At 45.0% G+C, this 17,511-nt stretch carries 18 protein-coding genes; 11 read left to right on the top strand and 7 right to left on the bottom strand.

The features are described from left to right. Positions 1 to 33 precede the first annotated feature (33 nt). The 5 genes from D8S85_RS17740 to ahpF all read left to right on the top strand — a co-directional run bounded on the left by D8S85_RS17740 (position 34) and on the right by ahpF (position 3,322). Positions 34 to 273 carry a DUF3791 domain-containing protein gene (locus D8S85_RS17740; protein WP_106481643.1) on the top strand — a complete coding sequence of 80 codons (240 nt, stop codon included), beginning with the start codon at positions 34 to 36 and terminating at the stop codon, positions 271 to 273. Next, the gene (locus D8S85_RS17735) at positions 243 to 761 is read left to right on the top strand and encodes a DUF3990 domain-containing protein (protein ID WP_106481642.1); all 519 of its coding nucleotides are present in this window, start codon (positions 243 to 245) and stop codon (positions 759 to 761) included. Before D8S85_RS17740 ends, D8S85_RS17735 begins: the two co-directional genes overlap by 31 nt. Then, positions 736 to 987: a hypothetical protein gene (locus tag D8S85_RS17730; protein ID WP_106481641.1), complete on the top strand. Its 252-nt coding sequence runs from the start codon at positions 736 to 738 to the stop codon at positions 985 to 987. The genes D8S85_RS17735 and D8S85_RS17730 overlap by 26 nt, the downstream gene beginning before the upstream one ends. A gap of 120 nt (positions 988 to 1,107) precedes the next feature. Beyond that, complete coding sequence (gene ahpC, locus D8S85_RS17725; RefSeq protein ID WP_106481640.1) at positions 1,108 to 1,674, top strand: alkyl hydroperoxide reductase subunit C; 567 nt, start codon at positions 1,108 to 1,110, stop codon at positions 1,672 to 1,674. 97 nt (positions 1,675 to 1,771) lie between these two features. Next, positions 1,772 to 3,322 (top strand): alkyl hydroperoxide reductase subunit F, encoded by a 1,551-nt coding sequence (ahpF, locus tag D8S85_RS17720; RefSeq protein WP_106481639.1) that lies wholly within the window; start codon positions 1,772 to 1,774, stop codon positions 3,320 to 3,322. A 53-nt stretch (positions 3,323 to 3,375) separates the two neighbouring features. Here ahpF and D8S85_RS17715 read toward each other — a convergent pair whose 3' ends face one another. Continuing rightward, complete coding sequence (locus tag D8S85_RS17715) at positions 3,376 to 4,488, bottom strand: AI-2E family transporter (RefSeq protein ID WP_127075457.1); 1,113 nt, start codon at positions 4,486 to 4,488, stop codon at positions 3,376 to 3,378. A 206-nt stretch (positions 4,489 to 4,694) separates the two neighbouring features. Here D8S85_RS17715 and D8S85_RS17710 point away from each other — a divergent pair, with 206 nt between their 5' ends. From D8S85_RS17710 to D8S85_RS17700, 3 genes are read left to right on the top strand one after another with little or no spacing between them, the layout of a single operon-like run. Next, on the top strand, positions 4,695 to 4,904 hold the full coding sequence (locus D8S85_RS17710) for a DUF4492 domain-containing protein (RefSeq protein WP_106481637.1): 210 nt from the start codon (positions 4,695 to 4,697) through the stop codon (positions 4,902 to 4,904). Between the two features lie 4 nt (positions 4,905 to 4,908). Beyond that, positions 4,909 to 6,465 carry a cytochrome ubiquinol oxidase subunit I gene (locus D8S85_RS17705; RefSeq protein WP_106481636.1) on the top strand — a complete coding sequence of 519 codons (1,557 nt, stop codon included), beginning with the start codon at positions 4,909 to 4,911 and terminating at the stop codon, positions 6,463 to 6,465. Between the two features lie 14 nt (positions 6,466 to 6,479). Continuing rightward, positions 6,480 to 7,598, top strand: coding sequence for a cytochrome d ubiquinol oxidase subunit II (locus D8S85_RS17700; protein ID WP_106481635.1), 1,119 nt, complete (start codon positions 6,480 to 6,482; stop codon positions 7,596 to 7,598). Between the two features lie 120 nt (positions 7,599 to 7,718). Here the strand turns inward: D8S85_RS17700 and D8S85_RS17695 are convergent, their stop codons facing one another. The 3 genes from D8S85_RS17695 to D8S85_RS17685 form a co-directional block, all read right to left on the bottom strand. Beyond that, the gene (locus tag D8S85_RS17695; RefSeq protein WP_106481634.1) at positions 7,719 to 9,134 is read right to left on the bottom strand and encodes an amidophosphoribosyltransferase; all 1,416 of its coding nucleotides are present in this window, start codon (positions 9,132 to 9,134) and stop codon (positions 7,719 to 7,721) included. A gap of 18 nt (positions 9,135 to 9,152) precedes the next feature. Next, positions 9,153 to 10,808: a SulP family inorganic anion transporter gene (locus D8S85_RS17690; RefSeq protein WP_106481633.1), complete on the bottom strand. Its 1,656-nt coding sequence runs from the start codon at positions 10,806 to 10,808 to the stop codon at positions 9,153 to 9,155. Between the two features lie 159 nt (positions 10,809 to 10,967). Then, positions 10,968 to 11,228, bottom strand: a complete 261-nt coding sequence (locus D8S85_RS17685) for a thioredoxin family protein (protein ID WP_240648721.1) — start codon at positions 11,226 to 11,228, stop codon at positions 10,968 to 10,970. Between the two features lie 232 nt (positions 11,229 to 11,460). Here D8S85_RS17685 and D8S85_RS17680 point away from each other — a divergent pair, with 232 nt between their 5' ends. Next, the gene (locus D8S85_RS17680) at positions 11,461 to 11,829 is read left to right on the top strand and encodes a YccF domain-containing protein (RefSeq protein WP_106481632.1); all 369 of its coding nucleotides are present in this window, start codon (positions 11,461 to 11,463) and stop codon (positions 11,827 to 11,829) included. A 188-nt stretch (positions 11,830 to 12,017) separates the two neighbouring features. Here the strand turns inward: D8S85_RS17680 and D8S85_RS17675 are convergent, their stop codons facing one another. From D8S85_RS17675 to D8S85_RS17665, 3 genes are all read right to left on the bottom strand, one after another. Continuing rightward, positions 12,018 to 12,521, bottom strand: a complete 504-nt coding sequence (locus D8S85_RS17675) for a TlpA family protein disulfide reductase (RefSeq protein ID WP_106481631.1) — start codon at positions 12,519 to 12,521, stop codon at positions 12,018 to 12,020. 99 nt (positions 12,522 to 12,620) lie between these two features. Then, positions 12,621 to 14,735, bottom strand: coding sequence for a type IA DNA topoisomerase (locus D8S85_RS17670; RefSeq protein ID WP_106481630.1), 2,115 nt, complete (start codon positions 14,733 to 14,735; stop codon positions 12,621 to 12,623). Between the two features lie 239 nt (positions 14,736 to 14,974). Further along, positions 14,975 to 16,111 carry an OprO/OprP family phosphate-selective porin gene (locus tag D8S85_RS17665; RefSeq protein ID WP_127075455.1) on the bottom strand — a complete coding sequence of 379 codons (1,137 nt, stop codon included), beginning with the start codon at positions 16,109 to 16,111 and terminating at the stop codon, positions 14,975 to 14,977. A gap of 126 nt (positions 16,112 to 16,237) precedes the next feature. On the opposite strand from D8S85_RS17665, the gene D8S85_RS17660 reads away from it, so the two are divergent. Both D8S85_RS17660 and D8S85_RS17655 read left to right on the top strand, forming a co-directional pair. Then, positions 16,238 to 16,873: a lactate utilization protein gene (locus D8S85_RS17660; RefSeq protein WP_127075453.1), complete on the top strand. Its 636-nt coding sequence runs from the start codon at positions 16,238 to 16,240 to the stop codon at positions 16,871 to 16,873. A gap of 67 nt (positions 16,874 to 16,940) precedes the next feature. Then, a complete protein-coding gene (locus D8S85_RS17655; RefSeq protein WP_106481627.1) occupies positions 16,941 to 17,378 on the top strand; it encodes an acyl-CoA thioesterase in 438 nt (145 codons plus the stop codon). Positions 17,379 to 17,511: the final 133 nt, after the last annotated feature.

Genomic DNA, 17,511 nt, shown 5'->3' with positions numbered 1-17,511 from the left:
TTTTTATAACTTTGTGTGATAAACATACACTCGATGAAAAATCTAATAGAATTATCGCACACGGAACTAATACTATCATTCGCCGCCTCTTGCATCGAAGGCGTTGCTCGCAAACTTGGAATCCCTTACCAAGAAGTATTTGCCCGTATGAAACGCGTGGGTATGATTGAAAATTACATTCTACCCTACTATGACACGCTCCACACGGAAAGTCGTGAACATGTAACTGACAATATGGTGGAATGTTTAATAACATGGGAGGCAAAACGATGACTATAACCGTGTATCATGGTGGAACGGAGCAAGTGAACTCACCTCTGTGTCGATTAGGACGAGAGAATTTGGATTTCGGTCGTGGTTTCTATGTGACCGATATAAAAGAACAAGCGTATCGTTGGGCTATCACAACGGCCAAACGCCGTAAAACCCAAGCAGTCATTAACATCTATCAACTTGATCGTGACGCTATTCTGACTGAAGCCCGTTGCAAGATATTTAAAGCCTACGATACAGAGTGGCTGAACTTTATCGTCGCCAGCCGCAGAGGCGAGAATCCTGCATCCATTTACGACTATGTAGAAGGAGGCGTAGCCAATGACCGGGTTATCGATACGATAAACTTATACATGTCCGGCTTGATGAGTGCCGATGTAGCATTGCAACGCCTAGCCCAATATCAGCCCAACAACCAAATATGTTTGTTAGACCAAAGTATTACAGACAAATATCTTGTTTATGAAAGAACAGAACTTGCAGAATGACCCGGTAAAGTCACCCGAAATTCAAGAAATGATATTGAGTAACCGCATCGGCATTATATCCGCCGAACTAGCGAAACGCTTGGATATTGCCCCGGTCCGAGCATTACAATTATTCTACGAAAGCAAGACTTGTGCCGATCTGCACGATAAGACAACCGGGCTTTATCTCTACGGTAATCTCTATATTGCGGATGAATTCATGCGAGAATACGAGAATAAAATTTAAATATTAGTTTTATCTATCCACACATAGAATAATTCAATTGGTTTTCTTGTTTTAATAAAAATAAATGATATATTTTTGTATTAGAAAATAAAAACAAGAACACTTATAAAATAAAAAACAATGGAACCAATTATCAATTCACAACTTCCTGAGTTCAAAGTTCAGGCATTTCATAACGGAGAGTTTAAAACAATAAGTAGCGAAGACATAAAAGGCAAGTGGGCAATCTTCTTTTTCTACCCCGCAGATTTTACCTTTGTTTGTCCGACCGAACTCGTTGACGTGGCAGAGAAATACGAGCAGTTTCAAGCCATGGGAGTAGAAGTCTACTCTGTAAGCACGGATTCTCATTTCGTACACAAAGCATGGCACGATGCCTCGGAAAGTATCCGTAAAATCAAATACCCGATGTTGGCTGACCCGACCGGAGTGTTGAGCCGAGGTTTCGGGGTGATGATCGAGGAAGACGGAATGGCTTATCGCGGGACATTCGTGGTAAACCCGGAAGGAAAGATCAAGATTGCTGAAATTCACGACAACAACATCGGACGTAATGCCGACGAATTACTTCGAAAAGTAGAAGCCGCTCAATTCGTGGCAGAACACCCGAACGAAGTTTGCCCTGCAAAATGGAAAAAAGGAGCAAGCACGCTGAAACCGAGTATTGATTTGGTTGGAAAAATCTAATCAAGACCTTCCAAGGGGTGCATTACACGACACCCCTTTTTACCCGCCTTCCCCCTCATTCTAAATTCTAAATTTTAAATTCTAAATTCTAAATTATATGCTAGATATCTCTTTAAAAGATCAACTTAAAAACATTTTCGCTGTTTTAGAGGCACAATACACGTTGGACATCGCCGTAGCTCCTCAACACGAAAGTCGTCAGGAATTAACAGAGATGTTGGCTGACGTGGCTGAATGTACGGATAAAATTTCTTGCCGGATTAGAGAGGGAAAGGAATTAGAGTTTGCTTTACTGAAAAACGGAGAGCCCACAGGTATCAAATTCCGGGGTGTTCCCAATGGGCACGAGTTCACCTCTCTTCTGCTTGCCATCATGAATGCAGACGGGAAAGGAAAGAATTTTCCGGACGAGACCATTTGTAACCGGGTAAAAGCATTGAAAGGCCCGATTCACTTGACAACCTACGTATCTTTAACTTGTACCAACTGTCCGGATGTCGTGCAGGCATTAAATGCCATGGCTACATTAAATCCACAAATCCACCACGAAATGGTTGACGGGGCCATCTATCAGGATGAAGTAGAAGAATTAAAGATACAGGGTGTACCTTCCGTGTTTGCTGATGGAAAACTTATTCATGTCGGAAGAGGAGAATTCGGTGAATTATTAAACAAACTTGAGGCACAATACGGGATCCAAGAAAACACGCTGGAGACGAAAGAAAAAAGTTATGATGTCATCGTTCTAGGAGGAGGCCCAGCGGGTTCGGCAGCCGCCATTTACTCTGCACGAAAAGGATTGAACGTGGCAGTTATAGCGGAACGCATCGGGGGACAAGTCAAAGAAACGGTGGGAATTGAAAACCTGATCTCTGTCCCGGAAACAACAGGAAATCAATTGGCAGATAATTTACGGACACATTTACAATGTTACCCGATTGACTTGTTAGAACATCGGCGAATCGAAAAAATAGAATTAAAGGACAAACAAAAAGAACTTTCCACGGCTACCGGGGAGAAATTCTCCGCACCGGCAGTTATCGTGGCTACCGGAGCCAGTTGGAGAAAACTGAACGTACCGGGAGAGGCAGAGTATATCGGCAGAGGTGTCGCGTTCTGCCCACATTGCGACGGACCGTTCTACAAAGGCAAACACGTTGCTGTTGTAGGAGGAGGAAACTCAGGGATAGAGGCTGCCATTGATTTGGCAGGAATATGTTCAAAAGTTACCGTATTGGAATTCCTGGACCATTTAAAGGCCGACCAAGTGTTGCAAGAAAAACTAAAGAGTCTACCCAACGTGGAAGTCTTTGTCAGTTCACAAACTCTTGAAGTTATCGGCAACGGGGATAAGGTAACAGGTATTCGGGTAAAAAATCGGGCAACCGAAGAGGCTCGCACCATCGAATTGGACGGAATTTTCGTTCAGATCGGGCTAATGCCCAATAGCGGTGTTTTCCGGGAAGTGGTCGACACGAATCGAATGGGAGAAATTGCTATTGACACGCATTGCCGTACGAATATTCCGGGAATCTATGCCGCGGGAGATGTCTCCACAGTCCCCTACAAACAAATCATCATCGCCATGGGAGAAGGAGCAAAAGCAGCCCTTTCGGCCTTTGAGGACCGGATGCGAGGAGCTATTTGAACTAAAAGATAAAAGTGAAAAACTAAAAGTGAAACAAACTCCGCTTTTAGTTTTCATTTTCCATCTTCCAGTCCTTTGGTCAAGGACTTGACCAATTTATATTTATTAAAAAATTCCCTCAATATTACCCTCAAAACCGTGTACCCCGGTATCGCCAAGATCATTCCCGGTATACCCGCCAGATTTCCCGCGATCAGTATCACCAAAAAAATCTCCATCGGGTGAGCGTGAACACTATTCCCGTAAATCAAAGGCTGTAACACCACGTTATCTATCAACTGGGTAATAATAAAAACAATACTCATGTATACCAACAAAGGAAATACCACTGTATAAAAATCGACATCCACATTCGTTGCAATCCCAACAGACAACCCGAAGGCCGCCCCGATCAGAGGACCAATATAAGGAATGACATTCGTAATCCCCGTGATCAAACCAATCAATACCGCGTTATTAAACGGAAGCCCCACGATCGTCAATCCCAAAATATTCAACCCCATCACGATCAGTACCTCGAAGGTAATCCCGATAAAATAACGCATCAATAATTTTTGAATCGAGTCCAACGCATTCCCCACGCCTTCCCCGTAACGTGTCGGTATGACGGTCAACAACATCCGGTAAAATAACTTACTATCCTTCAAAAAAAAGAAGGCCATAAACGTTACGGAAAACAAGGCGATGAAAATACTACTGATCGTGCCTGCCAAGGATCCGAACATATTTTGAATCTGCGAGACATCCACCACCGACTTCAAGTTCGTCACGATATACTCTTTCACATCTTGATCCGGTTCAAGAATTCCAAACCGTTTCAATCCTTGTTCCAAATCGGCCAGAGGATCTTCAAACTTGTTCACGATATTCGTGATACTAATATCACTTAATGACTGGAACTCTTGACTCACCAACGGGATTACCGTGTAAAAGAAAAGGATAAATACCACCCAGATACAAACCAGAGCTATCGCGGCTCGCAAGCCTTCCGGCAGCCGAACCCCTTTGACCTTCAGCCGTTCCAAGCAATTCATCACCGGTCGCCCCAAAAAAGAGATGATCACGGCAATCAAAATATAAGCTATTATGGAGGAAAAATACCAGCACAAAAATCCCACAACCGCCAAAGCGAATCCTCCAAGACAATACTTTCCTATATTATTCATAATTCAAACTTTACAAAATAACCAACAACTCTCCGTGTACGGCAAAAACAACTTGACGTTACACGTTTCTTTCCCCAAAAATAAATAAATAAATTCACTCTATCGGTAGATAGGTATTATTTATGCAAAAAAAACACGGAAATCAAGAAAACATTTTTATCTTTGATTACGTTCTTTAATAGATAAATAACAAAATAAAGTCGTGTATGCTAAGAAAAGCTTGGGACCTATATTACGATGGATTCAGGAGTATGCCCCGCTGGGGAAGAACTCTTTGGCTTATTATCATTATTAAGCTATGCATCATGTTTTTAGTTTTTAAACTTTGGCTCATGCCCAATTACCTCAACTCCCACTACGACAGTGCCGAGGAGAGAAGTAATCATGTTTTTGAAGAATTAACCACAAAACCTTAATATCATGCTTCTTGATCTGACAACAACCACTCTGGTGGAGTGGTCACGATGGCAATTCGCCATGACAGCAATTTATCATTATATGTTTGTACCCTTGACCTTGGGTCTGGCTCTGATGCTCGCCATCATGGAAACCATGTGGGTAAAAACGGGCGATCCAAGTTGGCTGAATGCCACTAAATTCTGGATGAAACTATTCGGCATTAACTTTGCCATCGGCGTGGCTACCGGATTAATTCTGGAATTCCAATTCGGGACAAACTGGTCAAACTACTCTTGGTTCGTGGGGGATATTTTCGGTGCCCCGCTGGCCATTGAAGGTATTATCGCGTTTTTCTTGGAATCCACCTTCGTGGCCGTTATGTTCTTTGGTTGGAATAAAGTAAGCAAACGCTTCCATCTGGTTTCAACTTGGATGGTATTTGTCGGGGCAAATATTTCAGCTTTATGGATTCTGGTTGCCAATGCTTGGATGCAAAATCCTGTCGGCATGGAATTCAACCCTCTGACAGCGAGGAATGAAATGGATGACTTTTGGGCAATTCTCTTCTCTCCCACCGCGATCAGTAAATTTACCCACACGGTAACTTCGGCCTACACGCTCTCGGCCTGTTTCGTGGTAGGAGTGAGCTCATGGTTCATCCTGAAGAAAAGAAACCTGGAATTCGCTCGTAAGAGTATCATGCTTGCCTCCGTGTTCGGGTTAATCAGTATCCTGCTCACGATGTACACGGGGGATTCCAGTGCACAGGATGTAACCAAAACACAACCCATGAAATTCGCTGCCATGGAAGGCTTGAACGAGGGTGGTAACGGGGTAGAATTCACCGTAATCGGTATTCCGACAATCGATCCATCATTACCGACACCCAAGATGAAAAAAATGGAGTACGCGATCCATATACCCCAAATGCTTTCCTTTCTGGGGTATCACGACTTCAACGCCTACATCCCCGGTATTCAAAATATTTTAGACGGTTACACGTCACAAGAAGGTATCACCTATCCCTCTTTGGAACAGCGTATGGCTAACGGCCGCACCGCCATCGATGCCTTGAAGACATATAAACAAGCCGTGAAAGACGGAAATCATCACCTTGCCGACAGCACGTTACAAGTCTTTAAAGCCAACTACTCCGACTTCGGGTACGGCTATTTGTCTTCACCACACGATGCAATTCCCCATGTGCCACTCGTGTTCTATAGCTTCCGAATCATGGTCGGCCTGGGGATGCTATTTACACTTCTATTCATTCTTTCCTTGTGGTATGCAAAGAAAAGAAAATTCGAGAAATTCAAACTAATTCCTTACCTGGCTCTTGTCTGCGTTCCCTTGGCTTACATCGCCTCCCAATGCGGTTGGATCGTGGCAGAGGTGGGCCGCCAACCTTGGGTCGTACAAGACTTAATGCCCACGAATGTCGCCGTTACCAAAATAGCGTCCGACTGGGTAATCACCACATTCTGGATGTTCGCCATACTTTTCACCGTCCTACTCATTGCGGAACTGAAAATTATGTTCCACCAGATAAAAAAGGGACCGGAAAATCATGAATCATAAATCATAAATCACAAATGAATATGGAATTTCTTCAACACTACTGGTGGATTTTAATATCATTGCTTGGCGGATTGCTCGTATTCCTGCTATTCGTGCAAGGTGGACAAACACTATTATATACCATTGCCAAGACCGAAGATGAACGCAATCTCTTGGTCAACAGTTTGGGGCGTAAATGGGAATTCACGTTTACCACATTAGTCGTATTCGGGGGAGCATTCTTTGCCAGTTTCCCGCTATTCTATTCAACCAGTTTCGGGGGAGCTTATCTCGCCTGGATGGTTGTTCTGTTCTGTTTCGTGATGCAGGCCGTTTCCTACGAGTACCGCCGGAAAGCCGGAAACTTGCTCGGCGAAAAGACCTACAACCTATTCCTGATCATTAACGGGGTCATCGGCACCATCTGTATCGGGGCTGTTGTCGGGTCTTTCTTCACGGGCAACCCGTTTAAACTGGGAGAAATGAACGATGTTACCTGGATGAGTCCTTGGAGAGGCATCGAGGTGCTATTCAACGTAGCCAACCTCTGCCTGGGGCTAGCTATTTTCTTTTTGTCCCGCACATTGGCCTCCCTCTATTTCATGAATAACATCAAACACGATGCGATTTACGCAAGAAGTAAAAAACAAGTACTATACAACTCGATCCCTTTCGTTGTACTTCTACTTGCCTTTCTAGCCATCATATTGCTGGGCAAAGGCTACGCTATCATGGAAGATAAGAGCATCCAACTCGTTCCATACAAATATTTCCACAACCTACTGGAAATGCCTCTGAACACGCTTGTCTTACTGATCGGGGTCATCGGGGTATTATTCGGAATCATCCAATCCATCTTGAAACCCCACTGGAAAAAAGGAATCTGGTTCTCCGGAATCGGAATCGTTCTGGCTGTAATCGCCCTGTTTATCGTGGCAGGATTCAATAACACGGCATTCTACCCGTCATACACAGATCTCAATTCGTCCCTGACCATTTACAATGCCTCTTCCTCCCTCTACACGTTGAAAACCATGGCATACGTATCATTGGCCTCCCCCATCGTACTGGCTTATATATTCTACGCTTGGCGTGCTCTCAACAAAAAACAGATTGACATACAGGACGTGAAAGACGACCACCATGCATACTGAGTAGAAACTAAAAGTTAAAAACTAAAAGATAAAAGTGGGAAATGCTCCCTAACTTTTATCTTTTAGTTTTTAACCTTTATCTTTCTTCTTATATGTAAAAAGGGCTGTTTCCAGCCCTTTTTACATATAAGAAGAATTGTCCCAACAGTGAGTACAAAGCTCTTCTTTCGGCAATCCGATGGCCTTCACAATATCTTCCAATCGTTGGAATTTCAATGAATCCAATTGCAAATGTTGAGCCATCACTTCCTGCATCTTCTTATACTTCTCGGAATCGGGATCAGTATACGGTTTCAGTATCTCTTCCGTCAAATCGGACGTCCCTTCCAAATCCCGAATCACCCGACGGGTAAACAAGTCAAAATTAGAACGAGAAGACGAAAAATTCAAGAACACGCAAGGATACACCAGCGGCGGACAAGCAATCCGCATATGAACCTCTTTCACCCCGCATTCCTTCAACTTCACCACGTTATCCTTCAACTGCGTTCCTCGCACGATCGAATCATCCAAGAAAAGTATCCGGGCATCCCGCGTAAACGCCTCGTTAGGCAACAACTTCATTTTGGCTACTAAATCCCGCATGGCCTGATTCTGCGGCATAAAACTACGAGGCCACGTAGGCGTGTACTTCACGAAAGGACGCTTGTACGGCAGGCAACGGGCATTCGAGTAACCAATCGCGTGACCGACTCCCGAATCCGGTATTCCTGCCACATAGTCCACCTTCACGTCATCCTTCTCGGCAATAGCCGCCCCACAACGATAACGGGCATCTTCCACGTTAATTCCCTCGTAATAAGAAGAAGGATAACCGTAATACACCCACAAGAAAGAACAAATCTGTTTCTTGCATCCCGGAGTCGTCACTTGCGTGATCCCGTCCCGAGTAATCTGTAAAGCCTCCCGCGGTTGAATATCCCGCACGATCGTGTAGCCCAGATTCGTGAACGAGGAACTCTCGCTAGCCACCACGTACCCATCCTCATTTTTCCCCAGGATAATCGGCGTCCGCCCATATTTATCCCGGGCCGCGTAAATCCCTGTTTCCGTCAGGATCAGAAAGGAGCAAGACCCCTTGACTTTATTATACACGTTCTCGATCCCCTCCTTGAATGTATTTCCGGCATTGATCAGCATCGCCACCACCTCCGTCTGGTTCACCGTCGAACTCGACAATTCGGCAAAATGCTTGCGTTCCTTCAAAAACTCGTCCACGATCTCGTCCAAGTTCGCCAAACGCCCAACCACCACGACTGCAAACCGTCCCAAATGCGAGGTCACCGTGATGGGCTGAGATTCCATATCACTGATCACCCCGACTCCCAAGTTAGATCCGGCAAAACGATCCAGTTCCGGTTCAAATTTATTCCGGAAATAGGCACTCTCCAAACTATGGATAGAACGATTAAATTCCGTGCCGTTATAAAAAGCAAGTCCCGCACGTTTCGTCCCCAGATGAGAATGGTAGTCTGTACCGTAAAACACGTCGGCAACACAATCTCTACGAGATACACAGCCAAAAAATCCGCTCATACTTCAATACCTTTTTAATTATTTCTCTTTAACCTTCTCTTTCGCGGCCTGTAAAGCCAGATCAAATTTCGGGTAAATATTCTCAACACCTACAAGTTCACCGATTCCTCCCTTCAACAAATCTTTCTTCACCGATTCGCTCACTCCCGATAAAACGATATACGTACCCTCGTTCTTCAATTGGAGAATTGTCTCTCTCAGATTTTTCAACCCGGTAGTATCCACGAAAGGAACATGACGCATACGAATAATCAGCACATCATAATTCACGCCTAAGTTACGAATTGTTTCACAATATGTCTTTGCCGACCCGAAAAAAAACGGCCCGCTAATCTCGTATATACCCAAACCTTTCGGCAGATCCTTATAATTCTCAAGCACATCACTATCCATATTCGTGGCACCGATCATCTCTTTCGGAGCGTTATCCGCCATACGTTTCATAAACAACAGGGCAGCCAACACAACTCCGATTTCAATTGCCACGGTCAGATCGACCAGCACGGTCAAGAAGAACGTCACCAGCAAAATCACCACGTCGGACATAGATGCCCGCAGAATAGAACGGAACGACCGCCATTCACTCATATTATAAGATACCACGATCAAGATACCCGCCAGACAGGACATCGGAATCAAAGATGCCCATTTCCCAAAGAACAACATGATCAGCAACAACACCACGGCATGGGTGATTCCGGCAATCGGAGTCCGCCCCCCGTTCTTCACGTTGGTTGCCGTACGGGCAATGGCTCCCGTGGCAGGAATACCACCAAACAAAGGAGAGGCAATGTTAGCAATACCCTGAGCGATCAACTCTGTATTCGAACGATGATGCCCACTAATCATACCGTCAGCCACCACCGCAGACAACAACGACTCGATTGCACCTAAAATAGCGATCGTCATGGCAGGCTGCAAGTAATGAGACAACTGCCCCCACTCGATAGAGGGGAACACCGGAGTCAAATTACATTTAATCTCCCCGAACTCGGAACCGATTGTCGTCACCGCACCTTCCGGCAAAAAGAAAGCCACGATAGGTGTCACCACCAGTATAGCCACAAACGAACCCGGCACCCGGCTCGTGATTTTCGGCATATACACCGCGATCAACACGGTCACGATCGTGATTCCCACGGCATACCAGTTCACCGTATCTATTCCCCCGAAATAAGCGCCCCACTTACCGATAAAACTCCCCGGCACATCCGTCAGCGTCAATCCCAACGCACTGGATATCTGCGTGGAGAAAATCGTCAAGGCAATACCGGAAGTAAAACCGACAATCAACGGGTGAGGAATAAACTTCAGCAAAGTCCCTAACCGCAACATACCAAACCCGATCATGATCACCCCGGCAAATATCGTTGAAATAATCATCCCGTCCAGACCGTAATCATTTACAATCCCGTAGACAATAATGATAAAAGCTCCCGTGGGTCCCCCAATCTGTACCCGGCTACCACCAAAGAACGAGATGAGAAATCCGGCCACGATAGCCGTTATAATCCCCTTTTCAGGAGAAACACCTGAGGCCACGGCAAAAGCAATTGCCAACGGTAAGGCCACGATACCTACCACGATTCCGGCAAGAATATCCTTCGACAAATTCTTCTTTACCGAACCGTCTTTAATTAATCCGAATAATTTCGGACTAAACACTTTTTCCATACTATTATACCCTTAATTAAAAAACGCACAAAGGTATATATTAATTTCGGAAGTTATACATGAATTTACAGTAAACCAACTTCCAGGCGGATTCAATCCATTGATACAATAGTTTAGACAGTTACTCGTACACCGGTTTCGACGCTTCAAATAAGCTCGTCAAATATGAAATACTTGGTGAAAGAAATGCTCCAATTCCCCTTTGGACACGGCCCCGCATCCCACTTGCGGCTGACCTTCCACGGGAACAAACATCAAGGTCGGGATGCTTCGCACGTTAAAGGCCTTCACCAGCTCCTTTTCCATATCGCTATCCACCTTGTATATATCAACTTTCCCCTCGTACTCCCGCTGCAATTCTTCCAGAATCGGGGCTATGGTCTTACACGGAACACACCAGTTCGTGTAGAAATCTATCACAACCGGACGCTCCCCTCAAATCTATACATCTTGCTATTCTGGTAGTCAAACACTTTCTGTTTAAAACTATCCTTTGTCAAATGTTCGATCATAGTCATATTATTACAAGTTAATAAATACATGAATCATACGCACGGTTCTCACAACAAGTTACAAGTTCCTTTCCATTCCTGTATCTAAATTGCATACTTTATCGTATCTTTGAAAAAATCATTATAAAACACGATAACACATGAAAATTCTTGGAAATATTATCTGGGTCCTATTCGGCGGATTTTTCATCGCCCTGGAATACTTTGTATCCAGCATCGGTTTGTTCATCACGATCATCGGAATCCCTTTCGGGCTACAAACCTTAAAACTCGGAGTACTGGCTCTTTGGCCATTCGGTAGTCGGGTGGTCGACATTCCGCAAAGTAGCGGTTGTCTATCCCTCCTCATGAATGTCATTTGGTTCTTCATCGGGGGAGTATGGATATGCTTATCCCATCTCCTTTTCGGGATACTCTTCTGCATCACCGTTATCGGCATCCCGTTCGGATTGCAACACTTCAAACTGGCCGGCCTGGCCATCACCCCCTTCGGTCACGACGTCCTATAGAAAAACGGGCCCCATCCCTAAGGCCCGTTCATCTGATAAAAAGCTCTAAACAACTGTCCAAAGCCAAACTAAAAATTCAGTGATCTCTCATTAATTGATTTCAGATTTATGATTTTAGATTTTAGATTTTAGATTCCAACCGCACAAATACTTTTAATCATAAATCATAAATCGTAACTCTAAAATTCCTAGATTCCCTTCAACGCCTTCAGCGTCTTTTCCGTTTCAGGATTTGACGGACGCGTCATATTGGGATTTACAATTTTTCCTTTCTTGTCCAACAGGATAAAACGAGGAATACCTCTAATCCCGAAAGCGGTCATAAATTCACGATCTCCGCCATTGTGTAATTGCACTCCGCCCAAACCTTGTTCTTTCACCATTTTCTCCCAGGCAGCTTTATCTTTATCACAAGAAATACTTACGAACACGATTTTCTTCCCATGCATCTTTTTCTCCAACTCTTTCAAATGAGGAAGCTCATACTGGCAGGGTCCACACCATGTAGCCCATACATCGATATAGACATATTTACCCTCCAAGTCACTCAAGGAAACTTCCTTCCCGTTTATATCCAAATACTTGAACGTGGGAGCTTGATCCCCTTCTTTCAACTCTTTTTTCTCTTGTGCATTCACCGTGATAAACGACAACAAGATCAACATACAGGATAAATAATGCTTTAATCTCATAGCTTTTCTTTGTTTATTTTTATAATAACACAAAGCTAACGATTAAAATCAGATCAATATCATGTACCCAAGGTTTTAAGATAGATTTAATACAATCCCTTATTTTTTATCCACGACCACCCGGAAGCTATCGTCCAGACGTAAGGTGCCGCTAAACGTACTACCATCCTCATTTTTAAAGCCATTCAACGACCCGGTTTTGCCTTTCAACACCAAAGCCTCGACTTGCTTTTGTGTTAATTTTTTCCCAAAAAATTCCATGGGGATAATAAAGTCACACGATTTCCGGTACAGGCTACACCCCCAGGCCGTCCGTCCCTTGATAACCTCACCGTTCCCACACTTCGGACATTTCAACACAACGGGTTCCGCGGGAGTTTTTTCTTTTTTCGGGGCTTTCTCTTTTGCAGCCGCTTCTTTTTTCACCTCTTCCACCGCCTCCACCGTAATCGCTTTCCGGGGCGAACACTTCACCACGTGTACCAACTCGTTCACCATCACCTTCAACTCCTCCATGAAATCCGACACGTTGTAGGTTCCCTCCTCAATCATCCGCAATTTTTTCTCCCATTGTCCGGTCAGTTCGGCCGACTTCAACAAATCATTCTGAATCGTATCAATCAATTCAACACCCGTGGCAGTGGCCACCAATCGTTTTTTATCCTTTCGGATATACCCTCTTTTCAATAACGTCTCGATAATCCCCGCCCGGGTAGACGGGCGTCCTATCCCGTTCTCCTTCATCAGATCCCGGAGCTCTTCGTCTTCCACCTGTTTCCCGGCCGTCTCCATCGCCCGTAGCAAATCCGCCTCCGTGTAATACTTGGGAGGCTGCGTCTCTTTCTCCTGCAATTCGGGAGCGTGCGGTCCCTTTTCCCCAACCTCGTACACGGGCAACACGTTCTCATCACTCTGTTTGTTCGATGCTGTCGGGAATACCACCCGCCAAGCCGGGTCTATAATCTGTTTTCCGGTCGCCTTGAACTCGTTCTCCCCGACTTGCGCCATAACCGTGGTGTTCGCAATCTCGCAATCCGGATAGAATACGGCAATAAACCGTCGAGCTACCAGATCGTACACCCGCTTTTCATCCGGGGTCATGTCATAACTGAAAACCCCCGTCGGGATAATAGCGTGGTGATCCGTGATTTTCTTGTCATTGAACACCTTCGGGGACTTTCGTATCTTACTCCCGCTAACAATCGGGTCGATCAACGTGACGTATGGTTTCAGTCCTTTCAAAATCCCGGGGACCTTGGGATATATATCATTCGGCAAGAAATTCGTATCTACACGGGGATACGTCGTCAACTTCTTCTCGTACAGCGACTGGATCACTTTCAAGGTCGTGTCTGCCGAGAAAGCAAACTTCCGGTTACATTCCACCTGCAACAAAGTCAAGTCGAACAATTTCGGCGGATGCTCCATGGCCTTTTTACGTTCCACGCTCTTGATTTCCAACTCCAGGGGCAGAATCTCTTGCATGAAAGCCTCGGCCTCCTCCTTTACCGTGAAACGTCCTTTCGTGTAAGAGAACCAACCGCCCCGGTAATCCGTCCTCACCTCCCAATAAGTTTCCGGTTTAAATTGCTCGATCGCTTTCTGCCGATCGACAATCAGTGCCAACGTCGGGGTCTGCACCCGCCCGATCGACAACACGTTCTTCCCGTTCCCGTAGCGTAACGTGTAAGCCCTCGTGGCATTCATCCCCAACAGCCAGTCCCCAATCGCCCGGGCCGAACCAGCCGCGTATAGCGTGTCAAAATCTTTCGATGACATCAACTTGGCAAACCCATCCCGAATCGCCTCTTCCGTCAACGAAGAAATCCATAACCGCATCACCGGAGCCTTACACTTCGCCTTCGTAAGCACCCATCGCTGGATCAACTCCCCTTCCTGCCCCGCATCACCGCAATTAATCACCATCTCCGCCCGGTTGAACAACTCTTCTATAATGGCAAACTGCCGCTTGATCCCATCATCATCAATCAACTTGATCCGGAACGAGGAGGGAATCATCGGTAACATACTCAAATTCCACTGCCTCCACTTCTCCGTGTACTCGTGCGGTTCCTGTAACGAACAAAGATGCCCGAATGTCCACGTCACGCAATAGTCATTTCCCTCGAAATAACCATTCCGACGCACTTTGGCTCCCAGAACCTCCGCAATCTCCTTCGCCACACTCGGCTTTTCCGCTATACAAACACGCATGAATTGATTTTAGATTTAATGATTTTAGATTTTAAATTTCAGCCGCACAAAGTCGACATTTTTAAAACTTTTAGTTTTTAGCTTTCCAACTACCCCTCTAACTCCCCCTTACACAGGGGGAGAACACGCTACATTATTACATTGAAGCACTTTCTCGCATCCGTCTCTTCCCCCGTACAAAGGGAAGCCGGTGGGGCAGGCCTTTCATTTTCAATTTACAACTTTCAATTTTCAATTATTTAAAAGCTCAACTGAATCCTCCCCTGTATCATGCTAAACGTCTGTTTCCCATCCACCGGTGCATACTTATCCAAACTCACCAGACTGTAACTCATCTTCACCGCCACGTATTTATTAAAATAATAGATACCGCCTATCGAAAAATCATTCTGTTTTCCTCCCATAATTCCGGCATCCTTATCGTTCATGTTGGTTATATTATAGCGACACAGGATTTCCAAACTCTTCGCACCCGGAGCCGTGGCCATACCACTCATTTTATTATAACCATAACGGCCATTCAGCAAGGCATATCCCACTTGTGCATACCAACCGTCACCGTTATAATTCTCGACCGACGCTTTACGATTCACGTGAGCCATCAAGTATTCACTCTGGAAATACCACTTGTCAAGAACCATCACCACCTCAGCCCCGAACTTCCACTCGTTAATCGCCTCGGTCACTTCAGCCTTTAAAAACTTCTCGGGAATTAAATTCGAAGGAGCCCCTGCCGAATAAGTCAATTTATTTTTTTCCGCCTTCCCTTGCACCCCGAAACGAGAGGATACACCCACATGAATAATATCTTTTCCCTTGACATAAGGACGGTACAACACTCTCCCCGACAACGCGTATCCCTCATCTCCTTTCTCCGTATTATCAATATCTTTATCACTGAACATACCTCCCGACACGTTCAACACGTCGCAATTGTACGTGTAACTGATTCCCAATCGCCGACGATCACCGAAGGCAGTTCCGGTCACGGCAGCCCCGTTAAACTTCATATCCGAAGTCCCGATCCGGTACTCCAAACTGAACGGTTCAAAATAATGCCCCACCTTGAACACATTCTTTCCATCATTATACTCGATATAAATATCTTTCATGGACACTTTACTCTTGGCAAACCCCAACTCAATCTTCCCCGTCCAACGTTCCAAAAAACGTACCACCGTTCCCAAACGAACATCGTACACTTCCAAAGAATTCCCCAACGCGGTCTTATCACTGAAAAACACCCCTCCGTCAAACAATGCCCGACCGATCAAGCGAGCCTCGAAATCCCCTTTCTCTGACTTCAACGTCAACTGTGCCGAAGCACTCATTCCACAAGCCAATAACATCAAAATTAACAGCGTATGCCTCATCATCAATAATTTAAAAGTTAATTTAATTAGTTCCAATTCAGAATATCTTCGCAAAAGTACAAAAAAATCGAGAATCCCTTACCTTCATTTTTTATTCGTATCTTTGTATATTACCTGAAACACCAAAACATGGAACAAGAAATTATCCATCAAACCATAAAAGCCTTGGAAAGAAATCATTTTGAAGTTTACTTTGCCCACGACCGACAAGAAGCTAAAAACATTTTCTTTCAGGAAATTTTTGACAGAATAAAGCCGACCACTATTTCATGGGGAGATTCTGAAACGATGAAAGCCACGGGGATCCTTTCCGAGATCGAACAACGACCGGAATGTATTCTCATCCGAACTTTCCAAGAAGGGTACAGCCGGGCCCAAAAAACATACTGGCGCCGCCAAGCCCTCCTTGCCGATTTATTCGTCACGGGAACGAATGCCCTCACCCGCCAAGGCCAACTTGTCAACGTGGACATGGTAGGAAACCGGGTATCAGGCATCACCTTCGGACCGGAACACGTCGTCCTATTCATCGGCACCAACAAGATCACGGATAACATCGAGCAGGCCATCGAACGCATCCGCACGACAGCCGCCCCGCTCAATGCCATCCGTCATCCTCATTTACACACCCCTTGCCAGACAACAAAAACCTGTATGAACTGCCAAAGCGCCGACCGTCTGTGCAACACATGGAGCATTACGGAAAAATCATTCCCGCCCAAACGGATCAAAATTATCCTTATTAACGAACCATTAGGCTTATAATCACGAATCATAATTAGTCATATCAAAAAAACATCTTACCTTTGCGTGTAGAAATAAATCTATAACCATGAAAGAGTACGCCTTTGAAATAGAGATGAAAGTACGGGACTACGAATGTGACCTGCAAGGCGTGGTCAACAATTCCAACTACCAACACTATATGGAACATGCCCGTCACGAGTTTTTGGAAACCACCGGAACCAGCTTTTCCACCCTTCACGATCAAGGTATCGACGTGATGGTCTCCCGCGTAGACATCTCCTACAAACACTCCCTTCGGGGCAGCGATCGCTTCGTCGTTCAAGTCGCCTACCAAAGAGAAGGTATCAAACTGGTATTCTTCGAGGACATCTACAAACTCCCGGAACATACGCTGTGTGCTAAAGGACGAATAGAGGCTATTTGCCTGCAAAACGGAAAACTTACCCGGGGTGAACTGTTTGAAACCATCTTTATTAACAAAGTGGAAAAGAGAGAAGAAGATCGGGGAAATATTATACCCTAGGACATCACTAAAATATAAGAAAACATAGTCCTAAGCCGATGCATCCCTGAGTTTACCGCAAACTAACCCAAATAAGGTAGTAAATAAACCCAAATAATACCACATACTCAGAGATCATTCGACGTTTACTCGA

It is taken from the genome of Butyricimonas faecalis, from assembly GCF_003991565.1.
GTDB classification, from domain to species: domain Bacteria; phylum Bacteroidota; class Bacteroidia; order Bacteroidales; family Marinifilaceae; genus Butyricimonas; species Butyricimonas faecalis.
Note: the sequence above shows the minus strand (reverse complement) of the source record. Positions and strands in the feature narration are given on the sequence as shown.

Bases quoted from the DNA above. Each gene is read 5' to 3' on its own strand.
- ahpF (WP_106481639.1), top strand. From the start codon at position 1,772: ATGCTAGATATCTCTTTAAAAGATCAACTTAAAAACATTTTCGCTGTT.
- D8S85_RS17670 (WP_106481630.1), bottom strand. From the start codon at position 14,735: ATGCGTGTTTGTATAGCGGAAAAGCCGAGTGTGGCGAAGGAGATTGCG.
- D8S85_RS17730 (WP_106481641.1), top strand. From the start codon at position 736: ATGAAAGAACAGAACTTGCAGAATGACCCGGTAAAGTCACCCGAAATT.
- D8S85_RS17705 (WP_106481636.1), top strand. From the start codon at position 4,909: ATGCTTCTTGATCTGACAACAACCACTCTGGTGGAGTGGTCACGATGG.
- D8S85_RS17655 (WP_106481627.1), top strand. From the start codon at position 16,941: ATGAAAGAGTACGCCTTTGAAATAGAGATGAAAGTACGGGACTACGAA.
- D8S85_RS17715 (WP_127075457.1), bottom strand. From the start codon at position 4,488: ATGAATAATATAGGAAAGTATTGTCTTGGAGGATTCGCTTTGGCGGTT.
- D8S85_RS17740 (WP_106481643.1), top strand. From the start codon at position 34: ATGAAAAATCTAATAGAATTATCGCACACGGAACTAATACTATCATTC.
- ahpC (WP_106481640.1), top strand. From the start codon at position 1,108: ATGGAACCAATTATCAATTCACAACTTCCTGAGTTCAAAGTTCAGGCA.
- D8S85_RS17680 (WP_106481632.1), top strand. From the start codon at position 11,461: ATGAAAATTCTTGGAAATATTATCTGGGTCCTATTCGGCGGATTTTTC.
- D8S85_RS17695 (WP_106481634.1), bottom strand. From the start codon at position 9,134: ATGAGCGGATTTTTTGGCTGTGTATCTCGTAGAGATTGTGTTGCCGAC.
- D8S85_RS17735 (WP_106481642.1), top strand. From the start codon at position 243: ATGTTTAATAACATGGGAGGCAAAACGATGACTATAACCGTGTATCAT.
- D8S85_RS17665 (WP_127075455.1), bottom strand. From the start codon at position 16,111: ATGATGAGGCATACGCTGTTAATTTTGATGTTATTGGCTTGTGGAATG.
- D8S85_RS17660 (WP_127075453.1), top strand. From the start codon at position 16,238: ATGGAACAAGAAATTATCCATCAAACCATAAAAGCCTTGGAAAGAAAT.
- D8S85_RS17700 (WP_106481635.1), top strand. From the start codon at position 6,480: ATGAATATGGAATTTCTTCAACACTACTGGTGGATTTTAATATCATTG.
- D8S85_RS17675 (WP_106481631.1), bottom strand. From the start codon at position 12,521: ATGAGATTAAAGCATTATTTATCCTGTATGTTGATCTTGTTGTCGTTT.
- D8S85_RS17710 (WP_106481637.1), top strand. From the start codon at position 4,695: ATGCTAAGAAAAGCTTGGGACCTATATTACGATGGATTCAGGAGTATG.
- D8S85_RS17690 (WP_106481633.1), bottom strand. From the start codon at position 10,808: ATGGAAAAAGTGTTTAGTCCGAAATTATTCGGATTAATTAAAGACGGT.